Raw genomic sequence first — 24,704 nt, forward strand, 5'->3', positions numbered from 1 at the left:
CTGCTGTGCGGTTGTCAGCTGTTCCAGTGCTCGGCGACCAGGTCGGCGGCCTGCTGCTCCCACTGCGCGTAGTGGAACGGGTAGGCCGACACTTGCACGGTCTGCGCGGCCTCGGTCAGCGGCATGTCCTGCCACCCGTCGACCTGCTTGAGACCCTTCAGGAACGCCGTGGTCGAGTACTCGGGGTCGGTGATCTGCTCAACGGTGCCCCAACCCGAGCTCGGACGCTGCTGGAACAGGCCCTGCGAGTCGTGGTCGTTGCGCTCGCCCAGGTGACCCAAGTTCTCCAGCTTCGACTCCTGCAGGCTGGTGGCGATGGCCACCACGGCGGCGCGCTCGTCCATGTCGGACTTCTTCGTCGCCGCGATGATCGCCTTCACATTCGCGACCTGCTCGTCGTTGAGGTCGATGCGCGACTGCTCACCCTGCACGCCGTGCGGGATCAGCTTGCCCATGTCCGGCTTGCCCGCCTCGACCATGGCGACCGCGGCCGGGCCGGTCGTCGCGGGGGTGGTGTCGGCGCGGTTCAGCGGGCCCGCGGCGAGGCCACCGGCGACGGCGAGACCAGCGATACCGAGAACGCTCTTACGCATGATCGTGTTCATCAGGAAGCTCCATTCGGGGGTTGACGCCCGCACCGAGGGGGATCGGCCGGGCGCAAGCACCATCAGGCGCTCACAGAACCGGGGGAAAGGACCGGCGCTTGCCGTGGGCGGGGGATGCCTCGCGGCGCCGGGACCATGTGTAACGACCGCCGGCCCGGCATCATTCCGGGCCGGGACCCGCATCCGGCGTGGCCGGCGGGGACCCCTGCGATCGTCCGGGGATGTAACGACCGGCGGGCCGCCGCCATTCCGTGGCCGCGCCTCGCACCGGGGGCCGTGCCCCTGCTCGATCGTCCGCATGGTGTAACGCCCCGCGCCCGGCCGCGATTCCGCGCCACGGATGCACCCGGTCACACCCCGAACCGGGCGATCACCCCGGACCTCGCACCGAACCACCAGGCCGACGGGCGACCGCGCGCAAGGTGAGCGCGCGGGTCGGGGGACGCCTGACGCGCCAGACGTGACGGCCGACACATTGAATACGGATCGGTTCCGTATCGTTAATGCAGCGCCTACGCTGACCCCAGTTACGAGTCTGTCCCGTATCGTATTTCGGCACGGGTGAACCGGGGGGAGAACACCACCGATGCCACCGAACGAGAACACCGGACACCCGAGGAGGTGGGCGATCCTCGGGGTGCTGGTGATCAGCCTCCTCGTCGTCGTCCTGGACAACACGATCCTCAACGTCGCGCTCCGCACCCTCGCCGACCCGGTGCACGGCCTCGGCGCCAGCCAGGGCGAGCTGGAGTGGGCGATCAACTCCTACACGCTGGTCTTCGCCGGCCTGCTCTTCACCTTCGGGGTGCTCGGCGACCGGGTGGGCCGCAAACGCTTCCTCCTCGTCGGGCTGGCGTTGTTCGGCCTGTCGTCGCTGCTGTCCGCGTACGCCCAGAGCCCGGCCCAACTGATCGCGGCCCGCGCGCTGATGGGCGTGGGCGGCGCGGCGATCATGCCGGTGACGCTCTCGATCATCTCCAACGTCTTCGACCCGCGGGAGCGCGGGCGGGCGATCGGCGTCTGGGCCGGGGCGGTCGGCCTGGCCGTGGCGATCGGCCCGGTGCTCGGCGGCGCGCTGCTGGAGCACTACTGGTGGGGCTCGGTCTTCCTGATCAACGTGCCGGTGGTGGCGCTCGGCGTGGTCCTGGTCGGGCTGCTGGTGCCCGAGTCGCGGGACCCGAAGCCGGGCCGGGTGGACGTGCTCGGCGTGCTGCTCTCCGTGGTCGGCCTGGTCGCCCTGTCGTACGGCATCATCGACGGCGGTGAGCACGGCTTCGGCCGGCCGGTGGTCTGGGCCTCGATCGTCGGCGGTCTGGCGGTGCTGGCCTGGTTCGTCGCGCACGAGCGGCGCAGCGACCACCCGTCGCTGGACGTCCGGCTGTTCCGGGTGCCGCGCTTCGCCGCGCCGGTGGCCCTGGTCGGGCTGGTCTTCTTCGCCGCGATGGGCGTGATGTTCTTCAGCTCGTTCTACCTGCAACTGGTCCGCGGCTACAGCCCGCTGGAGACCGGCCTGCTCTTCCTGCCGTTCGCCGCGGCCCAGCTCTTCTTCGCCCCGCGCAGCGCGGCGATGGTGCACCGGTACGGCGGCAAGGCGGTCGCCGCGGTCGGCCTGACGCTCACCGCGGTGGCGCTCGGCGCGTTCGCGTTCATCGACGCCACCACACCGATCTGGGTGGTGCTGTTCTTCTTCTTCCTCCAGGGCGTCGGGATGGCCAACATCATGCCGCCGGCCACCGAGTCGATCATGTCGGCGCTGCCTCGGGAGAAGGCCGGGGTCGGCTCGGCGGTCAGCAACACCATCCGGCAGGTGGCCGGCGCACTCGGCGTCGCGGTGCTCGGTTCGGTGCTCTCCGCGGTCTACCGCGGCGACGTCGAGCCGGCCCTGCGGGACCTGCCGGCCGGGGCGCAGCAGGCGGCCGGCGAGTCGATCTCCGGGGCGTACGCCGCGGCGGGCCAGCTCGGCCCGGCGGCGCCGCACCTGATCGCGGTGGCCAACGACGCCTTCGTGACCGCGATGCACTGGGCCGCGGTGCTCGCCGCGGTGGCGGCCGCCGCCGGCCTGCTGGTAGTGGCCCGCTGGATGCCCGGCCGCTCGGCGGCCCCGGCCGCGCCGGCGCCGGCCGGCGAACCCGAGTTGGCCGGGACCGCCTAGGGTCGGCGACAATGTCCGACATGACTTCCGCCGCCGATGCTCCGCGGTCGCCCGGGCGACCGCGGAGCGTCCGCGCGGACGAGGCGATCATCGAGGCGACCCTGGACCTGCTCGCCGAGGGAAACTCGGTGGAGACGATCTCGATCGAGGCGATCGCGGCCCGGGCCGGCGTCGGCAAGGCCACCATCTACCGCCGCTGGCCCGGCAAGGACGCGCTGCTGACCGACGCGCTGCGCCGGCTCAAGGGCAACCCGCCGGCGCCGGCCGGCCGGTCGGTCCGCGACGACCTGGTGGTGCTGGTGAGCGCGGTCGGGCACCACATCGACCCGCGGGCGGCGCGGATCATGCCCTGCCTGGTGCCGCGGGTGAACCGCAGCCCGGACGAATACCAGCTCTACCAGAGCATCATCGAGCCGCGCCGGGCGCTGATGCGCGAGGTGCTGCGCCGGGGGATCCGCACCGGCGAGCTGCGCGCCGACCTCGACATCGAGGTCACCATGGCGATGCTCACCGGCCCGATGCTGATCCAGCGGGTGCTGCGCTGGAGCCCCGACCTCGACGACGCCGGCCTGCCGGAGCGGGTCGTCGACGGCGTGCTGGAGGGCATCCGGGCCCGCTGACCACCCGGGCCGGGGTCAGCCGGTGGGCGTACGCAGGCGGTGCAGGCGCAGCGCGAGCTGCACCTCCAGGGCGCGCTCGGGTTTCTGCCAGTCCGCCCCGAGCAGCTGCCCGACCCGCTCCAGCCGCTGGGTGACCGTGTTGACGTGCACGTGCAGCAGCTCGGCCGCCCGGGCCAGGCTGCCGCCCACCCCGAAGTACGCCTCCAGCGTCTTCACCAGCGCGGTGCCCCGCCGCGCGTCGTAGTCGACCACCGGGCCGACGGTCGTCTCCAGGAACCGGGTGACGTCCTGGTCACCCTCGCCGCCGACCGCGCCGAGCAGCAGCCCGACGAAGCCCAGCTCGGCGGTGCTCGCGCCCTGCCCGGCCCGGCCCAGCGCGCCGAGCGCGGTGAGGCAGCGGTCCGCCTCCCGGACGGTGGTGGCCACCGACGCCGGCCCGGTGGACGGACCACTCGCCCCGGCGGTCACCGGCCGGCCGGTTACCCGGGACAGGTCCCGGGCCACCGCCCGGGCGCTGCCGCCGGCGTCCGCGCCGGGCAGCATCAGCACCACCCGCCCGTCCCGCGCCGCGGCCAGCCCGCCCCGGGTCGAGGCGTACGTGGTGGCCCAGGAGAGCACCCGCTGCCGGGCCGAACCGGTCGCCGCGATCGCGTCGTCGCCCACCGCCACCAGCACGTGCGGCGCGTCCAGGTCCACCCCGAGCCGGCGAGCCCGGCTGCGCAGCGCGTCGGTGTCCCGCGACGGCCGGGCGATCAGGTCGTCCAGCAGCTCGCCGCGGACCCGCCCCTCCGCCTCGGCAACCGTGCGCCGGAACAGCAGCAGCAGCGCGGTCACCAGCGCGGCCCGCTCCAGGATCCGCTGGTCGGCGTCGACCAGGTCGTCGTCGGGGCGGAGCACCAGCGCGCCCAGGTTCTCCGCGCCGGCCACCACCGCGGCGTACCAGAGCGAACCGCGGCGCACGCTGCGTCCCTCGGTACGCGAGGCGGCGATCGCCTCCACCATGTCCGCCCGGTCCGGCTCCTCTATCTCGCCCACCCGGGCCAGCAGCCGGCCCTCGGCGTCCAGCGCCAGCAGCGCCCCGCCGAGCACCTCGGTCACCGCCGCCGCGACGTCCTCCACCCCGCCACCGCGCAGCACCAGCGCGGTCATCCGGTCATGCGCGGCGGCGGCCCGCTCCACCGAGCTGCTGTGCGCCCGGATGGTGGTGTTGGCCGCCGACAGCTCCTCCAGCGCCGACCGGGTCTCGGCGAGCAGCCGCGCGGTGTCGATCGCCACCGCCGCGTGGGCAGCCAGCGAGACCAGCAGCGCGACCTCCTCCCGGGCGAACGGGCGGGCCGAGCGGTTCGCGGCGTAGAGCACGCCGATCGAGGTCGAGCCGAGCCGCAGCGGCACCCCGAGGATGGCCACCAGGCCCTCCTCGCCCACCCCGGCGTCGATCTCCCCGGTGTGGTGGAACCGGTCGTCCTCGGGATAGTTGGCGGTCACGTACGGGGCACCGGACTGGGCCACCAGACCACCGAGCCCGGCGCCCATCGGTAGCCGCAGCCGCTGGAACCGGGCCGACACCGAACCGTCGGTCACCCGCATGTAGGTGTCGCCGCGCTCCTCGTCGTCGAGCGTCATGTAGGCGACGTCGGCTCCGAGCAGGTTGCGCGCCCGGTGCACGATCGCCCGCAGCACGTCGTCCAGGTCGCGCAGCCCGGCCAGGTCGCTGACCGTGTCGTACAGCCCGGACAGCTCGGTCTCCCGGCGGCGCCGGCGCTCCAGCAGCGCACGGACCCGCAGCGCCACCGTCTTGGCCTGCTCCAGCTCGGCCAGCCGGTCGGCGGAGAGGCCGGCGGCGCGGGCGGCGACCAGCGGCCCCTCGAACTCCACCGCGGCCGCTTCCCGCGCGAGCAGTTCCAGGTACTCCACCGGCGACGGCATGACTGACATTGTGCGGCCCGCCACTAGCTCGCCGTCCAGCCCCCGTCGAGCGCGATCGACGCGCCGGTGATGAACGCCGCCGGCGGGGAGCAGAGGTACGCCATCAGCTCCGCCACCTCCTCGGGTTCGATCAGGCGCTTGATCGCTGCCCGGGCCAGCATGATCTTCTCGACCACCTCCGACTCGGGGATGCCGTGGCGGGCCGCCTGGTCGGCGATCTGGCTCTCCACCAGCGGAGTGCGCACGTACGCCGGGTTGACGCAGTTGGCGGTCACGCCGTGCGCCGCGCCCTCCAGCGCGACCACCTTCGACAGGCCCTCAAGCGCGTGCTTGGCCGACACGTACGCCGCCTTGTACGGCGAGGCGCGCAGCCCGTGCACCGAGGAGATGTTGATGATCCGCCCCCAGCCCTGCGCGTACATGTGCGGCAGCGCCCGGCGGATGAGCAGGAACGGCGCCTCCACCATCACCCGGTGCAGGTACGCGAACCGGTCCCGGGGGAATTCCGACACCGGGGCGACGTACTGCAACCCGGCGTTGTTCACCACGATGTCCACGTCCGCGTCGAGCCGGTCCACCGCCTCGACGTCGGCCAGGTCGATGCCCTCGGCCCGGCCGCCGGCCTCGGCCGCCACCGCCTTGGCCGCCTCGACGTTGCGGTCCACCACCAGCACCGCCGCGCCGGCCGCCGCCAGGCGCAGGGCGCAGGCCCGTCCGATGCCACTGCCGCCCCCGGTCACCAGGGCATTGCGACCGGCGAGGTCGACGTTCACGACGTGGGGGACCGCCACGGGTTCTGCCGTCATGGCGCAAGAAGTTACGAGCTGTGTGGCCGGGCGCACATGGGGTGGCGGCACATACTCGGCGGTCAGGTTGTGTGGGTCGCACCGCCTCCCCGCCTCGGGATCGCTGGGCCGCGGAGGCGGGCGGAATGTCGGGGGGCGGTGGCACAGTCGCAGACGGTGGAGCCAGTCCGGCCGGCGGCACCTGACGGTCGGCCGTTCGGGGACGGAGATGGGGATGCGGGTGACGGTGACGCCGACCTTCGAGGCGACCCTGGTCCGGTGGTCCGGCGCGGGTGGGTGGGTGTTCGCAACGGTGCCCGAGGAGCACGCACCGGATGCGGCCGGGCCGTTCGGCCGGGTGCCGGTGACCGCCACCGTGGACGGCCGCACCTGGTCGACCAGCGTCTGGCGGGACCGGAGGGCCGGCTGGCTGCTGGCGGTGCCGGCCCGGATCCGCGCCGGCAAGGACGACGGCGACGTGGTGACCGTCGCCATCGAGGTCGACCCGGCACGGCAGTGAGGCGGCGGCGCCACCGGCCGGCCCGGCGGGTGCGCCCCCGTCCCCGCGCCAGGGCGATGGTGTGCGGTTCCGGCCCGGTTCGGCGTGTCCCGACCGGCGGCCCTTCGGCGGCCCCAGTAGTGTGTCGAACACACGTACTGCTGACGGCTGGGGGAGGAGGCGGCGTGCGGGTGCTCGGCGTCGACCCGGGGCTGACCCGGTGCGGGGTCGGCGTGGTCGAAGGGCTGCCGGGGCGCCAGTGCACCCTGGTCGCCTACTACGTCGTCTACACCGACCCGGCCGACGAGCTGCCGGTGCGCCTGCTGCACCTGGACCGCTCGCTGACCGACCTGGTCGCCGAGCACCGGCCGGACAGCGTCGCCGTGGAGCGGGTGTTCAGCCAGCACAACGTCCGCACCGTGATGGGCACCGCCCAGGCCAGCGGGATCGCCGTGCTGGCCGGAGCGCGCGCCGGGCTACCGGTGCAGACGTACACCCCGAGCGAGGTGAAGGCCGCGGTGACCGGTTCCGGTCAGGCGGACAAGGCGCAGATGACCGCCATGGTCACCCGGCTGCTGCGGCTGCCCGAGCCGCCCCGGCCGGCCGACGCCGCCGACGCCCTCGCCCTGGCCATCTGCCACGTGTGGCGCGGCGGCACGCGTTCCAAGCTGGCCGCCGCGGCCGACCGGGTACGACGAGGCGGGAGGGCCAGGTAGTGCACGCATCAGCGGTTCGGTGTGCTGGCGAATGCATGGAAGGAGACTGTCCGCGACGCCATGGCTGACATGACGGCGAACATGGTGGCCGCCAACGTTGATGTGCGGCGGGCGATCGTGCGGCGCACAGACGATCCGGCCGGGCGCAAGCGGATGCTCACCGCGTTGAAGAGCGACCGGTGGGCGGGCGATCCGTTCCTGGCTCGGCAGATGCGCAAGCACTGGAGGCGGGGCAAGAACCGCACCCATGATCAGATCGTGGTGCGCGCCGACCAGCACCACCCGGTCGCTGATGGGGGCGGCCGGCTGTGGCTGGCGGTCCCTGGTCTGGAACGCCGAAGGATGGTCAGGATTCCGCTGTCGACGACGGTCGCTCCGACGGGCACCTTGCGGTTGATCGTGCGCGGCGGGCGGGTCGAGGTGCACTACCAGATCGACGCCTCGATGCTGCGGTCGTCGCGGCGGCCGTGCGGCGACGGGATGATCGGTGTCGACAAGGGTTACACCGAAGCCCTGACCGACTCCGACGGCGAGCAGCACGGCGTCCGCCTCGGCAAGCTGTTGGCCGCGGGCGACCCCGACATCGCCCTGCACACCCCGCACCACAGGGTGAAGCAGATCCTGCAGGACAGGACCGATCGCCACCGGACCAGACTGCCGGTCCAGGACGCCAGCCCGACCAATCTCGGGCGGAGAGCGAAACATCCGAACCGCTCAGCAACGAGCCACTAGTAGGAAGCAGGAGCGAGATGATCGCCAGCGTGCGCGGCGTAGTGACCGCGACCGGTCCGGATCAGGCGGTGATCGAGGTCGGCGGGGTCGGGCTGGCGGTGCACTGTGCCCCGGCCACGATCGCCGAGCTGCGGGTCGGCCAGCCGGCCCGGCTGGCCACCAGCCTGGTCGTGCGGGAGGATTCGCTCACCCTCTACGGCTTCGCCGACGACGACGCCAAGCAGCTGTTCGAGCTGTTGCAGACGGCCAGCGGGGTCGGCCCCCGGCTGGCCCAGGCGGTGCTCGCCGTGCACACCCCGGACGCGGTCCGCAAGGCCATCGCCAACGCCGACACGGCCGCGCTGACTCGGGTGCCCGGCATCGGCAAGAAGGGCGCCGAGCGCCTGGTGCTGGAGCTGCGTGACCGGATCGGTCCGGTGCCGGTGGGCGCCGACGGCGCGGCCGGGGTCACCGGTGGGGCCTGGCCCGAGCAGGTCCGCCAGGCGCTGGTCGGGCTCGGCTGGACGGCCGCCCAGGCCGACCAGGCGGTGGCCGCGGTGGCGGAGACCGTGGACGGGGACACCCCGCCCGTGCCGGTCCTGCTCAAGCAGGCCATCCGGCTGCTGGGGCGGACCCGATGACCGGTCCCGACGGCGGCCTGGTCTCGGCGTACGTCAACGACGCGGAACGGGACGCGGAGGCCAGCGTCCGGCCGAAGCGGCTGGCCGAGTTCATCGCCCAGCACCGGGTGCGCGACCAGCTCGACCTGCTGCTCAAGGGGGCGATGCGTCGGGGCAGCCCGCCGGACCACATCCTGCTGTCGGGGCCGCCTGGCCTTGGTAAACCGGTCTCAGTCGACGCCCTGGTACTGCTTGAGGACGGTACCCGTCGTCGGCTGGGCGACATCGTCACGGGAGACCGGGTCATCACCCGTACGGGCGAGGGTGCAACGGTGACCGCAGTGCATGAGCAGGGCGAACTGGATTCGGTCCGGATCCGGACGGCCAGCGGACGGGAGGTCGTTGCCGCACCGGACCACCCCTTCTGGACGCCGGACGGTTGGGTCAAGGCGGGTGACCTCACGGACCGCGACTCCATCGCGAACGTCCTGTGTCCGGAGTTGATCTCCGACGGGACCGAGGATGCCGATGAGTTCCGGCTGGCGGGGTACCTCATCGGGGACGGTTGCACGACCAACCAGGTGACCTTCACCAGCGGCGACGAGGCGGTCCTGGCGGACTTCCGGGCGGTGTGCGACCGCCTCGGCCACCCGCACACCAGCAGGCCGAACAGTGCCCGTAGTGAGCTGGTTCGCGTGTCCGGACTCCGGCCATGGCTGACCGAGCACGAACTGATCGACAAGAATGCCTGGCAGAAGCGCGTACCGCAATTCGTCTACCGTGGCGACCGCTGGCAGGTCGGGGCCTTCCTCGCCGCGTATTTCGCCTGCGACGGCACGGTGAGCCGGCGTGGGCGCGACCGCTACGACGTGGTCGTCGAGTACTACAGCGTGTCCCGCGGGCTGCTCCAGGACGTTCAGCACCTGCTGCTCCGGCTGGGCGTCCAGTCCCGGCTCAAGCTCAAGCGCGGCCGCTACCAGGGCGGGCCGCACGAGTCCTGGCGGTTGAGCATCACGAGTCAAGACGATGTGGCCCGGTTCGTCGAGCGAGTGACGGTCATCGGCGAGCGCGGCGCGCGACTCGCCGAATGGAGTCCCCGCCGTGACCGCTTCGAGGAGCGGTTGGCGGCCGACCGGGTGACCGCTGTGGAGCCCGCCGGTCTGCACGAGTGCCGGTGTCTGACGGTCGACGGGGACCACACCTTCACGGTCAACGACTTCGTCGTCCACAACACCACGCTCGCCAACATCGTCGCCGCCGAGCTGGGCGCGGGCATCCGGGTGACCAGCGGCCCGGCGATCGAGCGTTCCGGCGACCTGGCGGCGATCCTGACCAGCCTCGCCGAGGGTGACGTGCTCTTCATCGACGAGATCCACCGGATCGCCAAGCCGGCCGAGGAGCTGCTCTACAGCGCGATGGAGGACTTCCGGGTCGACGTGGTGGTCGGCAAGGGTCCGGGCGCCACCGCCATCCCGCTGGACGTCGAGCCGTTCACCCTGGTCGGCGCGACCACCCGGTCCGGCCTGCTGACCGGTCCGATGCGGGACCGCTTCGGCTTCGTCGCCCACCTGGGCTTCTACTCCCCGGCCGAGCTGGAGACGCTGCTGCACCGCTCGGCGCGGATCCTCGGCGTGCCGATCACCGACGACGGCGCCGCCGAGATCGCCGGCCGGTCCCGGGGCACCCCCCGGATCGCCAACCGGCTGCTGCGCCGGGTCCGCGACTTCGCCGAGGTGCGGGCCGACGGCGTGGTCACCCTGGAGACCGCCCAGGCGGCGCTGACCGTGTACGACGTCGACGCGCTCGGCCTGGACCGGCTGGACCGGGCGGTGCTGACCGCGCTGGTCGACTCGTTCCGGGGCGGCCCGGTCGGCCTTTCCACCCTGGCCGTGGCGGTGGGGGAGCAGCCGGACACGGTCGAGGAGGTCTGCGAGCCGTTCCTGGTGCGGGCCGGCCTGCTGGCCCGTACGCCCCGCGGACGGGTGGCCACCGAGGCTGCCTGGCGGCATCTGGGGCGTACCCCGCCGAATGGTACATTTGGCACCGATGTTCCTCCCGCGCCCGATCTGTTCTCCGTGCAGCCCGATCAGCCGTGATGCGAACGTGATCTGTGCCGCATTCGGCGTTCCCAGGTGCAGGGATTAGACTCGCCGCGGTCTGTACAGGACGTGAGAATCCGCCTCCGCTCCGGCGCCCCTCGTGCCGGCCGGAGGCCAATGGGAAGGTCTGTAACCGTGCTTTATGCAGCACAGGGCGGCGGAGGTGCCGGCGGTCTCACGCCGATCCTGATGATCGTCCTGCTCTTCGGCGTCATGTACTTCATGATGATCCGCCCTCAGCAGAAGCGCCGCCGCGAGGCGGAGGCGATGCAGCGTGCCCTCGCCCCGGGCGACGAGGTGGTCACCATCGGCGGGCTCTACGGCACGGTCACCGGCGTGGACGACGACACCGTCCTGCTGGAGGTCGCACCCGGTGTGCAGACCCGGTACGCCCGCCCGGCGATCGCCCGGGTGGTCACCCAGGCGGAGCGCCCGGCCGAGGAGGCCGTCGAGGACGCGGACGCCGTCAAGGAGTGATCCGTCCACCCCGCCCGGGGTGGGGCCGCCGCGCGCCGGTGCGCCACGCCGGGTGAGGCGGCGGACGTGACGTGAAAACTGGATAGTCGGGTCGACTCCGGGCGTCGGCACGGACCCGCGACCGGTCGACCCTGTCGGCCGCCGCGGCGGCGTGCCGGCCCGGTGCCGACCCCTCAGGCCCGTCGGCCGGAAACCCCGGCCCGACCCCGCCGCCGCAGCCCGGCGGCGCGACCGTTACAGGGAGACAGGACAGCCGTGGCACCACCTCAGGGACAGATGCGCCCCGGACGGCAGTTGGCCGTGCTCGGGCTCATCTTCGTCGTCCTCTACCTACTGGTGTTCTTCTCGGGCGGCGCCAGCGGCGGCTTGAAGGACCGGCTCGAGCCCCGGCTCGGCCTGGACCTGGTCGGCGGCACCCGGCTGACGCTGGAGGCGACCAACACCGTCGACGGCCGGGCCCCGACGGCGGAGAACCTGGAGGAGGCCCGCCAGATCATCGAGAGCCGGGTCAACGCCTTCGGCGTGGCCGAGGCTGAGGTGGTCACCGAGGGCAACCGCAACATCGTGATCTCCCTGCCCGGTGAGAACCGGGACCTGACCGAGGTCGGCAGCGCGGCCGAGCTGCGCTTCCGCAAGCTGCTGAAGGCTGCCGACGGCAGCGGCGCGGTCGCCGCGCCGGCGGCCACCCCGACGCCGTCGGGCAGCGCCAGCCCGGCGCCGTCCGGCAGCGCCGCGCCGACCCCGTCGGCCAGCGCGCCGGCCGCGACCAGCTCGCCGAGCGGTGGCCAGGGTGGCTCCGCCCCGGCGCCGAGCGCCACCCCGTCCGCCTCGGCCTCGCCGAGCGCCGCCGCGCCGTCGCCGAGCGCCAGCGCCGCCCCGGTGCCGCAGAGCGTCGAGGAGCAGCGCAAGGCGGTCGAGCAGAAGGTCGGCGCCGCCGCCTGGGCCGCCGCCAGCGGGCTGCAGGGCCCGGCCGACCTGAGCGCCGACCCGACGCTGGCCGAGAAGCTCAAGCCGTTCGCCTCGCTCACCCCGCGCGAGGTCGCGGTGCTGCCGGCGACCATGCAGTTCAACGTGCCGCAGATCAGCTGCGCCCAGCTCGACGACCGGCCGCCGGCGTCGATCTCGGACCCGAACCAGCAGGTCGTGGCCTGTGAGGACGGCGCCGCGAAGTACCTGCTCGACGTGGCGAAGGTGCTCGGCACCGACGTCAGCGACGCCAACGCGGTGCTCGACCAGACCAACGCCTGGGTGGTCAGCCTCGACTTCACCGGCGACGGCCAGGAGAAGTGGACGAACCTCACCCGCGAGTCGTTCACCAACGAGGGCAGCGCCTGCGACGCGACCGCGCTGGGCCCGGACGGCAAGTGCCGGGTCGCCGTGGTGCTGGACAACGAGATCGTCTCCTCGCCGGAGATCCAGGGCGTGCTGACCGGCAACTCGCAGATCACCGGCAGCTTCAACCAGAAGGACGCCAGCGAGCTGGCCGGCCAGCTGCGCTACGGCGCGCTGCCGGTGACCTTCGAGGCGCAGGAGCAGCAGAACGTCACCGCCACCCTGGGCGCCAGCCACCTGCGGGCCGGCCTGCTCGCGGCGGGCATCGGCATGGCGCTGGTCATCATCTACTCGTTCTTCTACTACCGCCTGCTCGGCTCGGTGATCTTCCTGAGCCTGATCCTCTCGGCGCTGCTGGTCTTCGGCGCGCTGGTGGTGCTCGGCCGGCAGATCGGCTTCACCCTCACCCTCGCCGGCATCGCCGGCATGATCGTCTCGCTCGGTGTGGCGGCGGACTCGTTCGTCATCTACTTCGAGCGGCTCAAGGACGAGATCCGGGAGGGGCGCAGCCCGCGTAGCGCCGTGCCGCGCGCCTGGATCCGGGCCCGGCGGACGATCATCTCGGCGAACGCCATCACTCTGATGTCGGCCGTGGTGCTCTACATCGTCTCGGTCGGCACGGTGAAGGGCTTCGCGTTCGCCCTGGGTCTGGCCACCGTGCTGGACCTGGTCGTGGTCTTCCTCTTCCGCCACCCGATCATGACGATGTTCGCCCGGACAAAGGCGTTCCTGTCCCCGCGGGTCAGCGGACTGGGCCGGGCACTGCCGGCCCGGACCCAGCAGGCCACGCCCCGCAACCCGCGTGCCAAGGAGGCCTGAGATGGCTGGAAGTGGTCTGGCGAGTCGCCTCTACCGGGGCGAGGCCGGTCTGAACATCATCGGCCGGCGGAAGCTGTGGTTCACCGTCGCCGGCGCGCTGATCCTGATCGCGGTGCTCAGCGTCTCGCTGCGCGGCTTCAGCCTCGGCATCGAGTTCGCCGGCGGCAACTCGTTCCAGGTCCCGGCCAGCGTGGGCACGCTGGAGCGGGCCGAGGAGCAGGTCGACGCGGCGCTCGCCGAGGCGGGCGACGGCGCCGAGGTGGTCACCGCGCAGAAGGTCGGCGGCACCGGTGGCGACTTCTACGAGATGCGCACCACGCAGCTCAGCGCCGAGCAGGCCAACGACGTCAAGGCCGAGATCGCCCGCGCGTTCGGCATCGACCCCACGCAGATCAGCGGCAACCAGGTCAGTGAGGCGTGGGGCAGCCAGGTCACCGAGCGGGCGTTGCTCGGTCTGGTCATCTTCGTCGCGCTGGTGATGGTCTACCTGATCCTGCGCTTCGAGTGGCGGATGGCGGTCTCCGCGGTCGCCTCGCTGGTGATGAACCTGGTCCTCACCGCGGGCATCTACTCGCTGGTCGGCTTCGAGGTCACCCCGTCGACGATCATCGGCTTCCTCACCATCCTGGGCTTCGCGCTCTACGACGTGGTGGTGGTCTTCGACAAGGTCCAGGAGAACACCCGGGGCATCACCGCCAGCAACAACCAGACGTACGGCGAGGCGGCCAACCTGGCCATCAACCAGAGCCTGATGCGGTCGCTGAACACCTCGGTGGTCGCCCTGCTGCCGGTCGGTGGTCTGCTCTTCATCGGTGCCGGCCTGCTCGGCGCAGGCACCCTGAAGGACCTCGGCCTGGTGCTCTTCGTCGGTATGGCGGTGGCCTTCCTGACCTCGATCCTGCTGGCCACCCCGCTGCTGGTGCTGCTGAAGAACTACGACCCCCGGATCCAGGCGCACACCAAGCGCGTCCTGGCCCGCCGGGGCGCCATCGAGCGGGGCGAGATCACCCCGAAGGGCGCGCCGCGGACGGGCGCGGAGGCCCCCGCGGCGGTCGACCCGGAGGCGGCCGCGCTGGCCGGCGCCGCGCCCAAGGTGGGCGCCCGACCGGCCGGCAAGCGCTCCGGTGGCACCGCCCGGGGCGGGCGGCCGTCCGGTGGCGGCGGCAACCGGCCGGGTGGAAAGCGGCGCTGAGCGGGGACACCCGGTAGCAGACGACCCGACGGCGTCCTTCATGCTGTGCGAGCAGCACGAAGGACGCCGTCGTCGTGGAAGGGACACAGAACTGCCGTGACGGAGACCCACAGCACCGGGCTACGCGGAGACAGCGGGCTGGACGCCGCGCAACTGGTGGCCAGCCGGGTGCTCGACGTGCCCGATTTCCCCAAGCCCGGTGTCGTGTTCAAGGACCTGATGCCGCTGTTCGCCGACGGTGCGGCGTTCCGCGAGGTGGTGGATCGGATCATCGCGTACCACGGGCCGGAATCGTTCGACGCGGTGGTCGGCATGGAGGCGCGCGGCTTCGTGCTCGCCGCCGCCATCGCGTACGCGACGGGGGTGGGCGTGGTGCCGGTCCGCAAGGCCGGCAAGCTGCCCCGTGCCGTGCACTCGGCGTCGTACGAGCTGGAGTACGGCGAGGCCACGCTGGAGGTGCACCAGGACGCCTTCACCGCTGGGCACCGGGTGCTGGTGGTCGACGACGTACTCGCCACCGGCGGCACCGCCCAGGCCACCCTGGAGCTGGTGGAGCGAGCCGGCGGCACGGTGGCCGGCTTCACCGTGCTGCTGGAGTTGGGCTTCCTCGGCGGCCGGGAGCGGCTGGCCCCGCGTCCGGTCCATGCCCTGCTGACCGTTTGAGCTGCTCGGCCGTCGGACGGATCCGGTGCGGTCCGTCCGGCGGAGCGGCGGGGTACCGTGCGTGCGGGTAGCATTGCCCTTTGCTGACCGGGCGGTGACCCGTCCGGGTGGCGCGAGACCAGGCCGGCCGGCGCACGGTCGGTGTACTTCCGGCGAGCGGTGAGGAGGCCGGTGTCCCACGATGTCGTCCCTCCGGTGGAGGGCACGGTGCACCCGACAGGCGACGCGGACGGCTCGGTGACCGGCCGGAACGGTGACGCTTCGGCCCGGGTGACGGGCTCTGGCAACGGCTCCGGCCCGGCCGAGGGCGTACGCGCGAGCGCGGCCCGGACGGAGGGCGCGCGGCCGGGGGCGGACGCGGTCGTGGTCCCCTTCCGGAGCGACGCCGGTGAGACCGCGCCGAGCACCGGGTTCGCGCTCTCCAACGCGCCCACCGGCCGCCGGGTGCGGGCCCGGCTGGCCCGGTTCAACGCGCCCTGGCAGACCTCGCAGGTCAGCGAGGTGCTGGAGCCGCTGATCTCCACCCATCGGGAGAACCACCCGAAGGCCGACGCGCGGCTGCTCCAGCGCGCCTTCGACACGGCGGCCCGGTGGCACTCCGGGCAGTACCGTAAGTCGGGCGACCCGTACATCACCCATCCCCTCGCGGTGGCGACCATCCTGGCCAACCTCGGGATGGACACCACCACGCTGGTCGCCGCGCTGCTGCACGACACCATCGAGGACACCGAGTACACCCTCGACCAGATGCGCGCCGACTTCGGCGGCGAGGTCGCGCTGCTGGTCGACGGCGTCACCAAGCTCGACAAGGTCAAGCTGGGCGACGCGGCCAAGGCCGAGACGATCCGCAAGATGGTCGTGGCGATGGCCAAGGACCCGCGGGTGCTGGTGATCAAGCTGGCCGACCGGCTGCACAACATGCGCACCCTGACCTTCCTGCCCCGCCCGAAGCAGGAGCAGAAGGCCAAGGAGACGCTGGAGATCCTGGCCCCGCTGGCGCACCGGCTGGGTATGAACACCATCAAGTGGGAGCTGGAGGATCTCGCCTTCGGCACGCTCTTCCCGAAGCGGTACGAGGAGATCAACCGCCTCATCGGGGAGCACCAGCCGCAGCGCGAGGCGCTGCTGCGCCAGGTCACCCAGAAGGTGCAGACCGACCTGAAGGCCGCGAAGATCAAGGCGGAGACCACCGGCCGGCCGAAGCACCTCTACTCGATCTACCAGAAGATGATCGTGCGGGGTCGCGACTTCAACGACATCTACGACCTGGTCGGGGTGCGCATCCTGGTCGACACGGTGCGGGACTGCTACGCGGCGCTGGGCGTGATCCACGCCAACTGGCAGCCGGTGCCGGGCCGGTTCAAGGACTACATCGCGATGCCCAAGTTCAACATGTACCAGTCGTTGCACACGACGGTCATCGGGCCCACCGGCAAGCCGGTGGAGATGCAGATCCGCACCTACGCGATGCACCGCACCGCCGAGTTCGGCATCGCCGCCCACTGGAAGTACAAGGAGCACAAGGGCACCCAGGTCGTCGGCCCGCCGGCACACATCGACGAGATGACCTGGCTGCGCCAGCTGCTGGACTGGCAGCGGGAGGCGGCCGACCCGAGCGAGTTCCTCGACGCGCTCCGGTTCGACCTGTCCAGCCAGGAGGTGTACGTCTTCACCCCGAAGGGTGACGTCATCCCGCTGCCGACGGGCTCGACGCCGGTGGACTTCGCGTACGCGGTGCACACCGAGGTGGGGCACAAGTGCATCGGGGCGCGGGTCAACGGCAAGCTGGTGCCGCTGGAGTCGACGCTGTCCAACGGCGACGTGATCGAGATCTTCACCTCGAAGTCCGACACCGCGGGCCCGACGCAGGACTGGCTCGGCTTCGTCAAGAGCCCGCGGGCCCGTACGAAGATCCGCCAGTACTTCAACAAGGAGCGGCGCGAGGAGGCGATCGAGGCCGGCAAGGACGCGATCGTCAAGGCGATGCGCAAGCAGGGCATGCCGTTGCAGCGGATGCTCACCCCGGACGCGCTGATGGCGATCGCCCGGGACCTGCACCTGCCCGACGTCGCCTCGCTCTACGCCGCGGTCGGCGACAGCCAGGTCTCCGCCCAGTCGGTGGTGCAGAAGCTGATGGCCACGTACGGCGGCGAGGAGGGTGCGGCGGAGGACATCGCCGAGACCGCCGTCGCCACCCGGCCGCCGCGCAGCCGGCAGAGCAGCAGCGACCCGGGAGTCGTGGTACGCGGCGTCAGCGACGTGTGGATCAAGCTGGCCCGCTGCTGCACCCCGGTCCCGCCGGACGCGGTCTTCGGGTTCGTCACCCGCTCCGGCGGGGTGAGCGTGCACCGCGACGACTGCGCCAACGCCGAGGACCTGCGGGCCCAGGGCGAGCGGGTCGTCGAGGTGAGCTGGAAGCTCACCAGCGCGTCGACGTTCCTGGTGGCCATCCAGGTCGAGGCGCTGGACCGGCACAAGCTGCTCGCCGACGTCACCCGGGTGCTCTCCGACGAGCGGGTCAACATCCTCTCCGCCACCGTCACCACCACCCGGGACCGGGTGGCGGTGAGCCGGTTCAGCTTCGAGATGGCCGACCCGAAGCACCTCGGGCACCTGCTGGCCGCGGTCCGCAAGGTCGACGGCGTCTTCGACGCCTACCGCGTCACCTCCGGCGCCTGACGCACTCACCCCCGTGCGGCGCGGTGTGCGGCGAAACGGGCTGCCAGCGGCTGTCGGATACGCCGACATACCGCACATCGAGTCGATCATCCCGGCGCCCGTCCGCCCCTGAGCACGAGCGCCCGCCGGCGGGGCCGGCGGGCGCTTCGTCGTGCGGGGTGGGCGGGTCAGCCCTGGGGGGCGCTCATGGTGAGCTTGTTAATGGTGATCTCCTTCTTCGGGTGACCACCGCCGGCCTGCTGGGCGAACGCCTTGTCGTCGCCGGCCGCCGCGACCTGCTTGACGATGTCCATGCCACCGGTGATGGTGCCGAGCACGGTGTAGTTCGGATCCAGCGGCGAGTCGCCGTAGACGATGAAGAACTGGCTGCCCGTGCTGCCCGGCTGGCCGGAGTTGGCCATGGCGATGACGCCCTCCGGGTACGGCGGCCGCTTGTCGGTCGGCAGGTTCTCCTCGGCGAGCCGGTAGCTCGGGCCACCGGTGCCGTCGGTCTCCCGCCAGCCCTTGCCGGTCGCGCTCGGGTCACCGCACTGGAGCACCTTGATGCCCTCGGTCACCAGCCGGTGGCACTTGCTGTTGTCGAAGAAGTTCTTCTCGGCCAGGTGGGTGAAGCTGCCCGCCGTGCAGGGCACCGCGGCCCGGTCGACCTTGGCGGTGATCGGGCCCAGGTTGGTGTCGATCGTCATGGTCTGCACGCCGGTGTTCGACTGCTGCGCCCCCGGCAGCCCGACGTCCTTGATCTGCTTGGTCCGCTGGTCGGCGGGGACCTCCGTGAAGGCGCACTGGACGAAGCCGGCCTCCGGCGCCGCGGTGTCGGTCTTGTCGTCGTCACCCAGGCTGGCGGCGAGCCAGACCGTCCCGGCGACCACGAGCAGCAGAGCCGCCGCGGCCCCCACGATCGCCTGCGTCTGCCGGCGCCTGCGGGCCTTCGCCGCGCGCTCGGCCATCTCCTTCTCGAGCCGGGCGCGGGCCGCCGCGCGCTGCCGCTCTCTGGTGGACGTCACGCCTGGATCCTCCTGGACTATGTCGGGGGCGGCCGGTGCCGCTGAGTGGATGGGGCCGGGTCAGCCGGCGCTCGGGCTGGCCGACGGAGCGCCGGTCGCCGAGGACGTGGGTGCCGGCGCCGCCGTGGGCTGCGCCACCGGCTCGCCCACGGTGAGGCTCTGGATCACCACGTCGGTCTTCGGCTTGACCTTGGCTCCGCTCCCATTGTCCACGGTCTCCAGGGCACCGATCTTCTCCACCACGTCGATCCCACCGGTGACCCGGCCGATGATCGGGAACTTCGGGTCGGTGGTCTGGTAGTCCTTGAAGAAGATCAGGAACTGGCTGCCGTTGGCGCCCGGCGGGTTGGCGATCATCGCCACCGTGCCCTTCGCGTACGCCGGGGGCTGGTCCGGCGCGGGGCTGGCCGACGGGGACGCGGACGCGGGGGTGGGCACGTTCTCGTTGTAGAAGGAGTAGGTCGGCCCGCCCAGACCGGTGCCGCTGGGGTCACCGCAGCGCAGCGCGCCCTCGGCGGTGATCTCGTGGCACTTGGTGTTGTCGTAGAACGACCGGCTGGCCAGGTGCGCCATGCTGGCCGCGCCGCACGGCGCGGTGGCCAGGTCGAGCTCGACCGTGACCGGCGCGCCCTGGTTGGTGGTGATCGTCATCGCCCGGACGCCGTCGGTGGGCAGGCCGGTGGTCGCCGGGGTGCCCACGTCCTTGAGGTTGGTGTTGGCCGTGGCGTCCTGCGGGGTCCAGAGGCAGATCTCCTCGGCGGCGGTGTTCTGCTTCCCGTCGTCGTCGAAGGCGCCCAGCGCCCAGGCCGAGCCGGCCACGATCAGCAGCAGGACGACGGCGGCGCCGACGCCGGCCTGGATCTGCCGGCGGCGCCGGGCCCGGGCGGCCCGGCGGGCCAACTGCCGGTCGAGCTTGGCCCGCGCCAGTTTGCGCTGCCGGTCCCTGCTGGAAGCCACCCGCGCTCCCCTTCCTCTACCCTGGTCGTCACCGGCGGACGGACGGCCCGCGTCCGGTCGGGCGGCACGTGCGCCGCGCCACACGCCCGCCAGAGTGTACGGCTACCGGCTGGGAATGTGGTGTACGAGGTCCGGGCTGCGTTTATCGGAGCCCGTCACTGTGCCGGACGGGGCGGGCGGGACGGATGCGCCGAACCCGGTCGCGCCGCCGGTTAGGCTGCTCGCAGGGACGCACAGCTCGACGGAAGGGGATCGCCCGTGCTGGTGGCCGGCTTTCCCGCGGACGCCTTCGGCACCAACTGCTACGTGGTCGCCGCCGCGCCCGGGGAACAGTGCGTGGTGGTCGACCCCGGGATCGGGGTGCTCGACCGGCTCGACGCGCTGCTCGCCGAGCACCGCCTGCACCCGGCCGCCGTGCTGCTCACCCACGGCCACCTGGACCACACCTTCTCGGTCGCGCCGGTGTGCGGTGCCCGCGGCATCACCGCGTACGTGCACCCGGACGACCGGGAGATGCTGGCCGACCCGGCCAAGGGGCTCTCCGCCGACCTCACCGCGCTGTTCGGCGGGCGGCTGCCCTACGCCGAGCCGGAGGACGTCGCCGAGCTGACCGACGGGCTCACCCTCGACCTCGCCGGGCTGAAGATCACCGTCGACCACGCACCGGGCCATACCGGCGGGTCGGTGCTGTTCCGGTTGCCCGGCGCCGGCTCGCCGTGGGAGGCGGAGGAGGTCTGCCTCTCCGGGGACGTGCTGTTCGCCGGCTCCATCGGCCGCACCGACCTGCCGGGTGGCGACCTGCCGACGATGCTCGCCAGCCTGCGGAGCAAGATCCTCCCGCTGGCCGACGACACCGTCGTCCTGCCCGGCCACGGCCCCGCGACCACCATCGGCCGCGAGCGCGCGACCAACCCGTACCTCATCGAGGTGGCGGGCGCCGACGGCGCGCGACCGGCCGCTCCCAGCCGAGGCTGGTGACCCCCGCCCGCGCCGCGCGCGGGCCCACGACCTCACCGCGCGCCGCGCGGATCGCCAAGGAGTACGCATGAGTGAGCGAAGCGAGCGAACAATCTGGTACAGCGCGGCGAGCCTCGTCGCCGATCGGAGCGCAGCGGAGATCGGCGATGAGTAAGCCCACGCCCATCTCCGGCTTCCCCGAGTGGACGCCGCCGCAGCGGATGATCGAGCAGTACGTGCTGGACCGGATCCGCGGCACCTTCGAGCTGTACGGCTTCGCCCCGCTGGAGACCCGCGCGGTGGAGCCGCTGGAGCAGTTGCTGCGCAAGGGGGAGACCTCCAAGGAGGTCTACGTGATCCGCCGGTTGCAGGCCGACGCCGAGGGCCCGGCCGGCGACGACTCGCTCGGCCTGCACTTCGACCTGACCGTGCCGTTCGCCCGGTACGTGCTGGAGAACGCCGGCAAGCTGCAGTTCCCGTTCCGGCGTTACCAGATCCAGAAGGTGTGGCGGGGGGAGCGGCCGCAGGAGGGGCGCTACCGCGAGTTCGTCCAGGCCGACATCGACATCGTCGACCGGGACACCCTCGCGCCGCACCACGAGGCGGAGATGCCGCTGGTGGTCGGCGACGCGCTGCGCTCGCTGCCGATCCCGCCGGTGCGTATCCAGGTCAACAACCGCAAGATCTGCGAAGGCTTCTACCGGGGGGTGGGGATCGCCGACCCGGAGGCGGCGCTGCGCGCGGTCGACAAGCTCGACAAGATCGGCCCGGCGAAGGTCGCCGAACTGCTGGCCGAGACCGCCGGGGCGAGCGAGGCGCAGGCGAAGGCCGCCCTGGCGCTGGCCGAGATCTCCGCGTCGGACGCCTCCTTCGCCGACGCGGTGCGCGCCCTCGGGGTGACCGACCCGCTGCTCGACGAGGGGATCGAAGAGCTCGTCCGGGTGGTGGAGACCGCCGCCGAGCACGCCCCCGGGCTCTGCGTGGCCGACCTGCGGATCGCGCGCGGTCTGGACTACTACACCGGCACGGTCTACGAGACGCAGTTGGTCGGCTACGAGCGGTTCGGCTCGATCTGCTCCGGCGGCCGGTACGACAACCTGGCCAGCGCCGGCACCGTCCGGTTCCCCGGGGTGGGCATCTCGATCGGGGTGACCCGGCTGCTCGGCCTGCTCTTCGGCGCCGGGGCGCTGACCGTCTCGCGGGACGTGCCGACCTGCGTGCTGGTGGCGGTGACCAGCGAGGAGCAGCGCGGGGTGAGCAACCGGGTGGCCGAGGCGCTGCGGTCCCGGGGGGTGCCCACCGAGGTGTCGCCGAGCGCGGCGAAGTTCGGCAAGCAGATCCGCTACGCCGAGCGGCGCGGCATCCCGTACGTCTGGTTCCCCGGGGCCGCGCAGGACGAGGTGAAGGACATCCGCTCGGGTGCGCAGGTGCCCGCGGCGGCCGGCGTGTGGATGCCCCCGGAGGTGGACCTGAAGCCGCTGGTGGGCTGAGCCGCTCCGGCGCCCGGCTGGGACGGGACTGGCGCGGACCGACGATCGGACCTACGGTGGCGTAAGTTACGCCACCGTAGGGAGAACCTTGTGACCGCACTGAGCCAGACCGCGCTTCTCATCGAGCTGGAGCCGGTGGTCGAACACAACCTCGACCGGCACCTCTCGCTGGCGAAGGAGTGGTTCCCGCACGAGTACGTGCCGTGGAGCGAGGGACGCACCTTCGACGGCCCGCTGGACGGTCAGCCGTGGTCGGATGCCGACTCGGCCATTCCCGAGGTGGCCCGGACCGCGCTGGTGGTCAACCTGCTCACCGAGGACAACCTGCCCTCGTACCACCACGAGATCGCCACCCTGTTCGGCCGGGACGGCGCCTGGGGCACCTGGGTGCATCGGTGGACGGCGGAGGAGGGGCGGCACGGCACGGCGATCCGGGACTACCTGACGGTGACCCGGGCGGTCGACCCGGTCGCCCTGGAGCGGGCCCGGATGGCGCACATGTCGGCGGGTTACGTCAACGCGCACGACGACGAGGTGCTGCACTCGCTGGCGTACGTGTCGTTCCAGGAGCTGGCCACCCGGATCTCGCACCGCAACACCGGCCGGGCCACCGGCGACCCGGTGTGCGAGGCGCTGCTGACCCGGGTCGCCGCGGACGAGAACCTGCACATGGTCTTCTACCGCAACCTGCTGGCCGCCGCCTTCGAGCTGGCGCCCAGCCAGGCGATGCGGGCGGTGGCGGACGTGGTGGCCGACTTCCAGATGCCCGGCAACGGGATCGAGGGCTTCGCCCGCAAGTCGGTGGCGATCGCGCTCGCCGGCATCTACGACCTGCGCCAGCACCGGGACGAGGTGCTGGTGCCGGTGCTGCGGCAGTGGGACGTCTGGAACGTCACCGGCCTGGACGCCGACGGCGAGGCCGCCCGCGACCAGCTCGCCCGCCAGCTCGACGACCTGGAGCGCGCCGCCGCCCGGTTCGAGGACAAGCGGGACGCCCGCCGGGCCCGACTGGCCGCCGCCGGCTGACCGACTCGCGTCACCCCCGGCGCTCCCGCTTCCCGGTGCTCCGGGCGCGATCGTCGCTGGCTCTCACGACGACGACCGCGCCCGGAGCGGCTCTCCGGCGATCTCGCACCGACCGCGCCCGCAGCGGCCTTCCCGGCGGTCTTGCACTTGGTGCCCCGGCCAAAGCCGCATTCCACGCGTATCAGGGGCGGAAACTGCAAGATCGCGTGGGGGGTGGGGCGGGTCAGGGTGTGGGGGAGGTGAGGGGGAGGAGGAGGCAGGTGGAGGTGGCGTGGGCGACCAGGCGGGCCTGGGCGTCGACGAGCTTCGCCTCCGCCAGCGCGGTGCGGCGGCCGCGCTGCAGGACGGTGCCCTCGCAGCGCAGGACGCCGGAGTCCACGGTGACCGGACGTAGGAACTTCACGTTCAGGTCGAGCGAGGTGTAGCCGACGCCGGCCGGCAGCGTGGTGTGCACGGCGCAGGCCGCCGCGGTGTCCAGCAGGGTGGAGATGACCCCGCCGTGCACGGTGCCGAGCGGGTTGTAGTGGAACTCCTGCGGCACCAGCTCGACCGCGACCCGGCCCTCGTCGGCCTCCATCCGGGCCATGTCGATCAGGTGCATCACCGGCGGCGCGGCCAGCTCGCCGGCGATCATCGCGCGGAGCAGCTCCAGCCCGCTGCGCCGGCCGACGAGCGCGGCGTTGAGGCCCGGGTCGGACCAGGAGAAGGTACGGCTGCGCGCCTGCGTCTGCGTCATGGACTCAGCCTGGCAGTCCGTTGCTGAGTCTGTCAATCAGACCTAGCCTGGAGGGCATGAGACCCCCCGCGCTGGACTGGTCGGTGGAGAACTGCACCATCGCCCGGGCGATGGCGGTCCTCGGCGAGAAGTGGACCCTGGTGGTGCTCCGCGAGGTCTTCAACGGCGTGCGCCGCTTCGACGACATGCGGATCCGCACCGGGATCCCCCGCCAGGTGCTCACCAACCGGCTGGCCGCCCTGGTCGAGCAGGGGGTGCTGCGCAGGCAGCCGTACCGGGAGCCGGGCAGCCGGGAACGGCACGAGTACCGGTTGACCGACAAGGGGCTCGACCTCTGGCCGGTGCTGGTCGCCGTGCTCGGCTGGGGGGACCGCTACCTGGCCGACCCGGACGGCTCGCCGTTGAGCGTCGGGCACCGAGACTGCGGCGGCGAGGTGCGCGTCGAGCTGCGCTGCGAGCGGGGACACCCGGTGACCGCGGCGCGCGACGTGGTGCCCCGGCCGGGCCCGGGGGCGCGCCGCCGGGTCGACTGAGCGGTCCGGCAGCGGCTCCGGTACGCCGGGCGCGGCCAGCGGAGCCCGGCGGCCGGTGAGACGGACGGGGGCGCGCGGACGGGGTGGCCGCCCGCGCGCCGGGGGC

22 protein-coding genes and 2 pseudogenes are annotated in these 24,704 nt (G+C 72.5%); 18 read left to right on the top strand and 6 right to left on the bottom strand.

Annotated features, from left to right (window positions below):
• Positions 1 to 14 precede the first annotated feature (14 nt).
• Positions 15 to 605 (bottom strand): hypothetical protein, encoded by a 591-nt coding sequence (locus FHX32_RS31685; protein WP_167191466.1) that lies wholly within the window; start codon positions 603 to 605, stop codon positions 15 to 17.
• Positions 606 to 1,191: 586 nt separating this feature from the next.
• Here FHX32_RS31685 and FHX32_RS31690 point away from each other — a divergent pair.
• Complete coding sequence (locus tag FHX32_RS31690) at positions 1,192 to 2,757, top strand: MFS transporter (protein ID WP_167191468.1); 1,566 nt, start codon at positions 1,192 to 1,194, stop codon at positions 2,755 to 2,757.
• An 11-nt stretch (positions 2,758 to 2,768) separates the two neighbouring features.
• Positions 2,769 to 3,377: a TetR/AcrR family transcriptional regulator gene (locus FHX32_RS31695; protein WP_167191470.1), complete on the top strand. Its 609-nt coding sequence runs from the start codon at positions 2,769 to 2,771 to the stop codon at positions 3,375 to 3,377.
• Positions 3,378 to 3,392: 15 nt separating this feature from the next.
• Here the strand turns inward: FHX32_RS31695 and FHX32_RS31700 are convergent, their stop codons facing one another.
• The gene (locus tag FHX32_RS31700) at positions 3,393 to 5,327 is read right to left on the bottom strand and encodes a helix-turn-helix domain-containing protein (RefSeq protein WP_486481439.1); all 1,935 of its coding nucleotides are present in this window, start codon (positions 5,325 to 5,327) and stop codon (positions 3,393 to 3,395) included.
• Positions 5,327 to 6,109 carry a 3-hydroxybutyrate dehydrogenase gene (locus FHX32_RS31705; RefSeq protein WP_167191473.1) on the bottom strand — a complete coding sequence of 261 codons (783 nt, stop codon included), beginning with the start codon at positions 6,107 to 6,109 and terminating at the stop codon, positions 5,327 to 5,329. Before FHX32_RS31705 ends, FHX32_RS31700 begins: the two co-directional genes overlap by 1 nt.
• Positions 6,110 to 6,323: 214 nt before the next feature.
• On the opposite strand from FHX32_RS31705, the gene FHX32_RS31710 reads away from it, so the two are divergent.
• From FHX32_RS31710 to FHX32_RS31755, 12 genes and pseudogenes are all read left to right on the top strand, one after another.
• A complete protein-coding gene (locus FHX32_RS31710; protein WP_167191475.1) occupies positions 6,324 to 6,608 on the top strand; it encodes a DUF1905 domain-containing protein in 285 nt (94 codons plus the stop codon).
• A gap of 164 nt (positions 6,609 to 6,772) precedes the next feature.
• Positions 6,773 to 7,303 carry a crossover junction endodeoxyribonuclease RuvC gene (ruvC, locus tag FHX32_RS31715; RefSeq protein ID WP_109898415.1) on the top strand — a complete coding sequence of 177 codons (531 nt, stop codon included), beginning with the start codon at positions 6,773 to 6,775 and terminating at the stop codon, positions 7,301 to 7,303.
• Between the two features lie 60 nt (positions 7,304 to 7,363).
• Positions 7,364 to 8,035: a hypothetical protein gene (locus FHX32_RS31720; RefSeq protein WP_167191477.1), complete on the top strand. Its 672-nt coding sequence runs from the start codon at positions 7,364 to 7,366 to the stop codon at positions 8,033 to 8,035.
• Between the two features lie 17 nt (positions 8,036 to 8,052).
• On the top strand, positions 8,053 to 8,655 hold the full coding sequence (ruvA, locus tag FHX32_RS31725; protein WP_167191479.1) for a Holliday junction branch migration protein RuvA: 603 nt from the start codon (positions 8,053 to 8,055) through the stop codon (positions 8,653 to 8,655).
• Positions 8,652 to 8,996: pseudogene (locus tag FHX32_RS35550) on the top strand (Holliday junction branch migration DNA helicase RuvB); the annotation flags it as partial. The gene ruvA and the pseudogene FHX32_RS35550, both read left to right, overlap by 4 nt.
• Positions 8,976 to 9,674: pseudogene (locus FHX32_RS35555) on the top strand (LAGLIDADG family homing endonuclease); the annotation flags it as partial. The pseudogenes FHX32_RS35550 and FHX32_RS35555, both read left to right, overlap by 21 nt.
• Positions 9,675 to 9,779: 105 nt before the next feature.
• Positions 9,780 to 10,730, top strand: coding sequence for a Holliday junction branch migration DNA helicase RuvB (gene ruvB, locus FHX32_RS35560; protein ID WP_486481471.1), 951 nt, complete (start codon positions 9,780 to 9,782; stop codon positions 10,728 to 10,730).
• Between the two features lie 120 nt (positions 10,731 to 10,850).
• Positions 10,851 to 11,210 (top strand): preprotein translocase subunit YajC, encoded by a 360-nt coding sequence (gene yajC / locus FHX32_RS31735; RefSeq protein WP_167191483.1) that lies wholly within the window; start codon positions 10,851 to 10,853, stop codon positions 11,208 to 11,210.
• A gap of 255 nt (positions 11,211 to 11,465) precedes the next feature.
• Positions 11,466 to 13,361, top strand: a complete 1,896-nt coding sequence (gene secD / locus FHX32_RS31740; protein WP_486481440.1) for a protein translocase subunit SecD — start codon at positions 11,466 to 11,468, stop codon at positions 13,359 to 13,361.
• Between the two features lies 1 nt (position 13,362).
• Complete coding sequence (gene secF, locus FHX32_RS31745; RefSeq protein WP_167191485.1) at positions 13,363 to 14,553, top strand: protein translocase subunit SecF; 1,191 nt, start codon at positions 13,363 to 13,365, stop codon at positions 14,551 to 14,553.
• Between the two features lie 96 nt (positions 14,554 to 14,649).
• The gene (locus FHX32_RS31750) at positions 14,650 to 15,216 is read left to right on the top strand and encodes an adenine phosphoribosyltransferase (protein WP_167191487.1); all 567 of its coding nucleotides are present in this window, start codon (positions 14,650 to 14,652) and stop codon (positions 15,214 to 15,216) included.
• 195 nt (positions 15,217 to 15,411) lie between these two features.
• On the top strand, positions 15,412 to 17,895 hold the full coding sequence (locus FHX32_RS31755) for a RelA/SpoT family protein (protein ID WP_486481472.1): 2,484 nt from the start codon (positions 15,412 to 15,414) through the stop codon (positions 17,893 to 17,895).
• Positions 17,896 to 18,062: 167 nt separating this feature from the next.
• On the opposite strand, the gene FHX32_RS31760 is transcribed toward FHX32_RS31755, so the two are convergent.
• Together FHX32_RS31760 and FHX32_RS31765 are read right to left on the bottom strand one after the other, a co-directional pair.
• On the bottom strand, positions 18,063 to 18,899 hold the full coding sequence (locus tag FHX32_RS31760) for a peptidylprolyl isomerase (RefSeq protein WP_167191492.1): 837 nt from the start codon (positions 18,897 to 18,899) through the stop codon (positions 18,063 to 18,065).
• 60 nt (positions 18,900 to 18,959) lie between these two features.
• A complete protein-coding gene (locus tag FHX32_RS31765) occupies positions 18,960 to 19,856 on the bottom strand; it encodes a peptidylprolyl isomerase (protein WP_167191494.1) in 897 nt (298 codons plus the stop codon).
• A gap of 258 nt (positions 19,857 to 20,114) precedes the next feature.
• On the opposite strand from FHX32_RS31765, the gene FHX32_RS31770 reads away from it, so the two are divergent.
• The 3 genes from FHX32_RS31770 (at position 20,115) to FHX32_RS31780 (ending at position 23,329) form a co-directional block, all read left to right on the top strand.
• A complete protein-coding gene (locus FHX32_RS31770; protein ID WP_167191496.1) occupies positions 20,115 to 20,834 on the top strand; it encodes an MBL fold metallo-hydrolase in 720 nt (239 codons plus the stop codon).
• A gap of 146 nt (positions 20,835 to 20,980) precedes the next feature.
• Positions 20,981 to 22,303 carry a histidine--tRNA ligase gene (hisS, locus tag FHX32_RS31775; RefSeq protein WP_167191498.1) on the top strand — a complete coding sequence of 441 codons (1,323 nt, stop codon included), beginning with the start codon at positions 20,981 to 20,983 and terminating at the stop codon, positions 22,301 to 22,303.
• A gap of 90 nt (positions 22,304 to 22,393) precedes the next feature.
• Positions 22,394 to 23,329, top strand: coding sequence for an acyl-ACP desaturase (locus tag FHX32_RS31780; RefSeq protein ID WP_167191500.1), 936 nt, complete (start codon positions 22,394 to 22,396; stop codon positions 23,327 to 23,329).
• A 223-nt stretch (positions 23,330 to 23,552) separates the two neighbouring features.
• Here the strand turns inward: FHX32_RS31780 and FHX32_RS31785 are convergent, their stop codons facing one another.
• Complete coding sequence (locus FHX32_RS31785) at positions 23,553 to 24,065, bottom strand: PaaI family thioesterase (protein ID WP_167191502.1); 513 nt, start codon at positions 24,063 to 24,065, stop codon at positions 23,553 to 23,555.
• A gap of 56 nt (positions 24,066 to 24,121) precedes the next feature.
• Between FHX32_RS31785 and FHX32_RS31790 the strand changes: the two genes are divergently transcribed.
• Positions 24,122 to 24,598: a winged helix-turn-helix transcriptional regulator gene (locus FHX32_RS31790; protein ID WP_167191504.1), complete on the top strand. Its 477-nt coding sequence runs from the start codon at positions 24,122 to 24,124 to the stop codon at positions 24,596 to 24,598.
• Positions 24,599 to 24,704 lie beyond the last annotated feature (106 nt).

The organism is Micromonospora sp. CNZ280 (assembly GCF_011759515.1).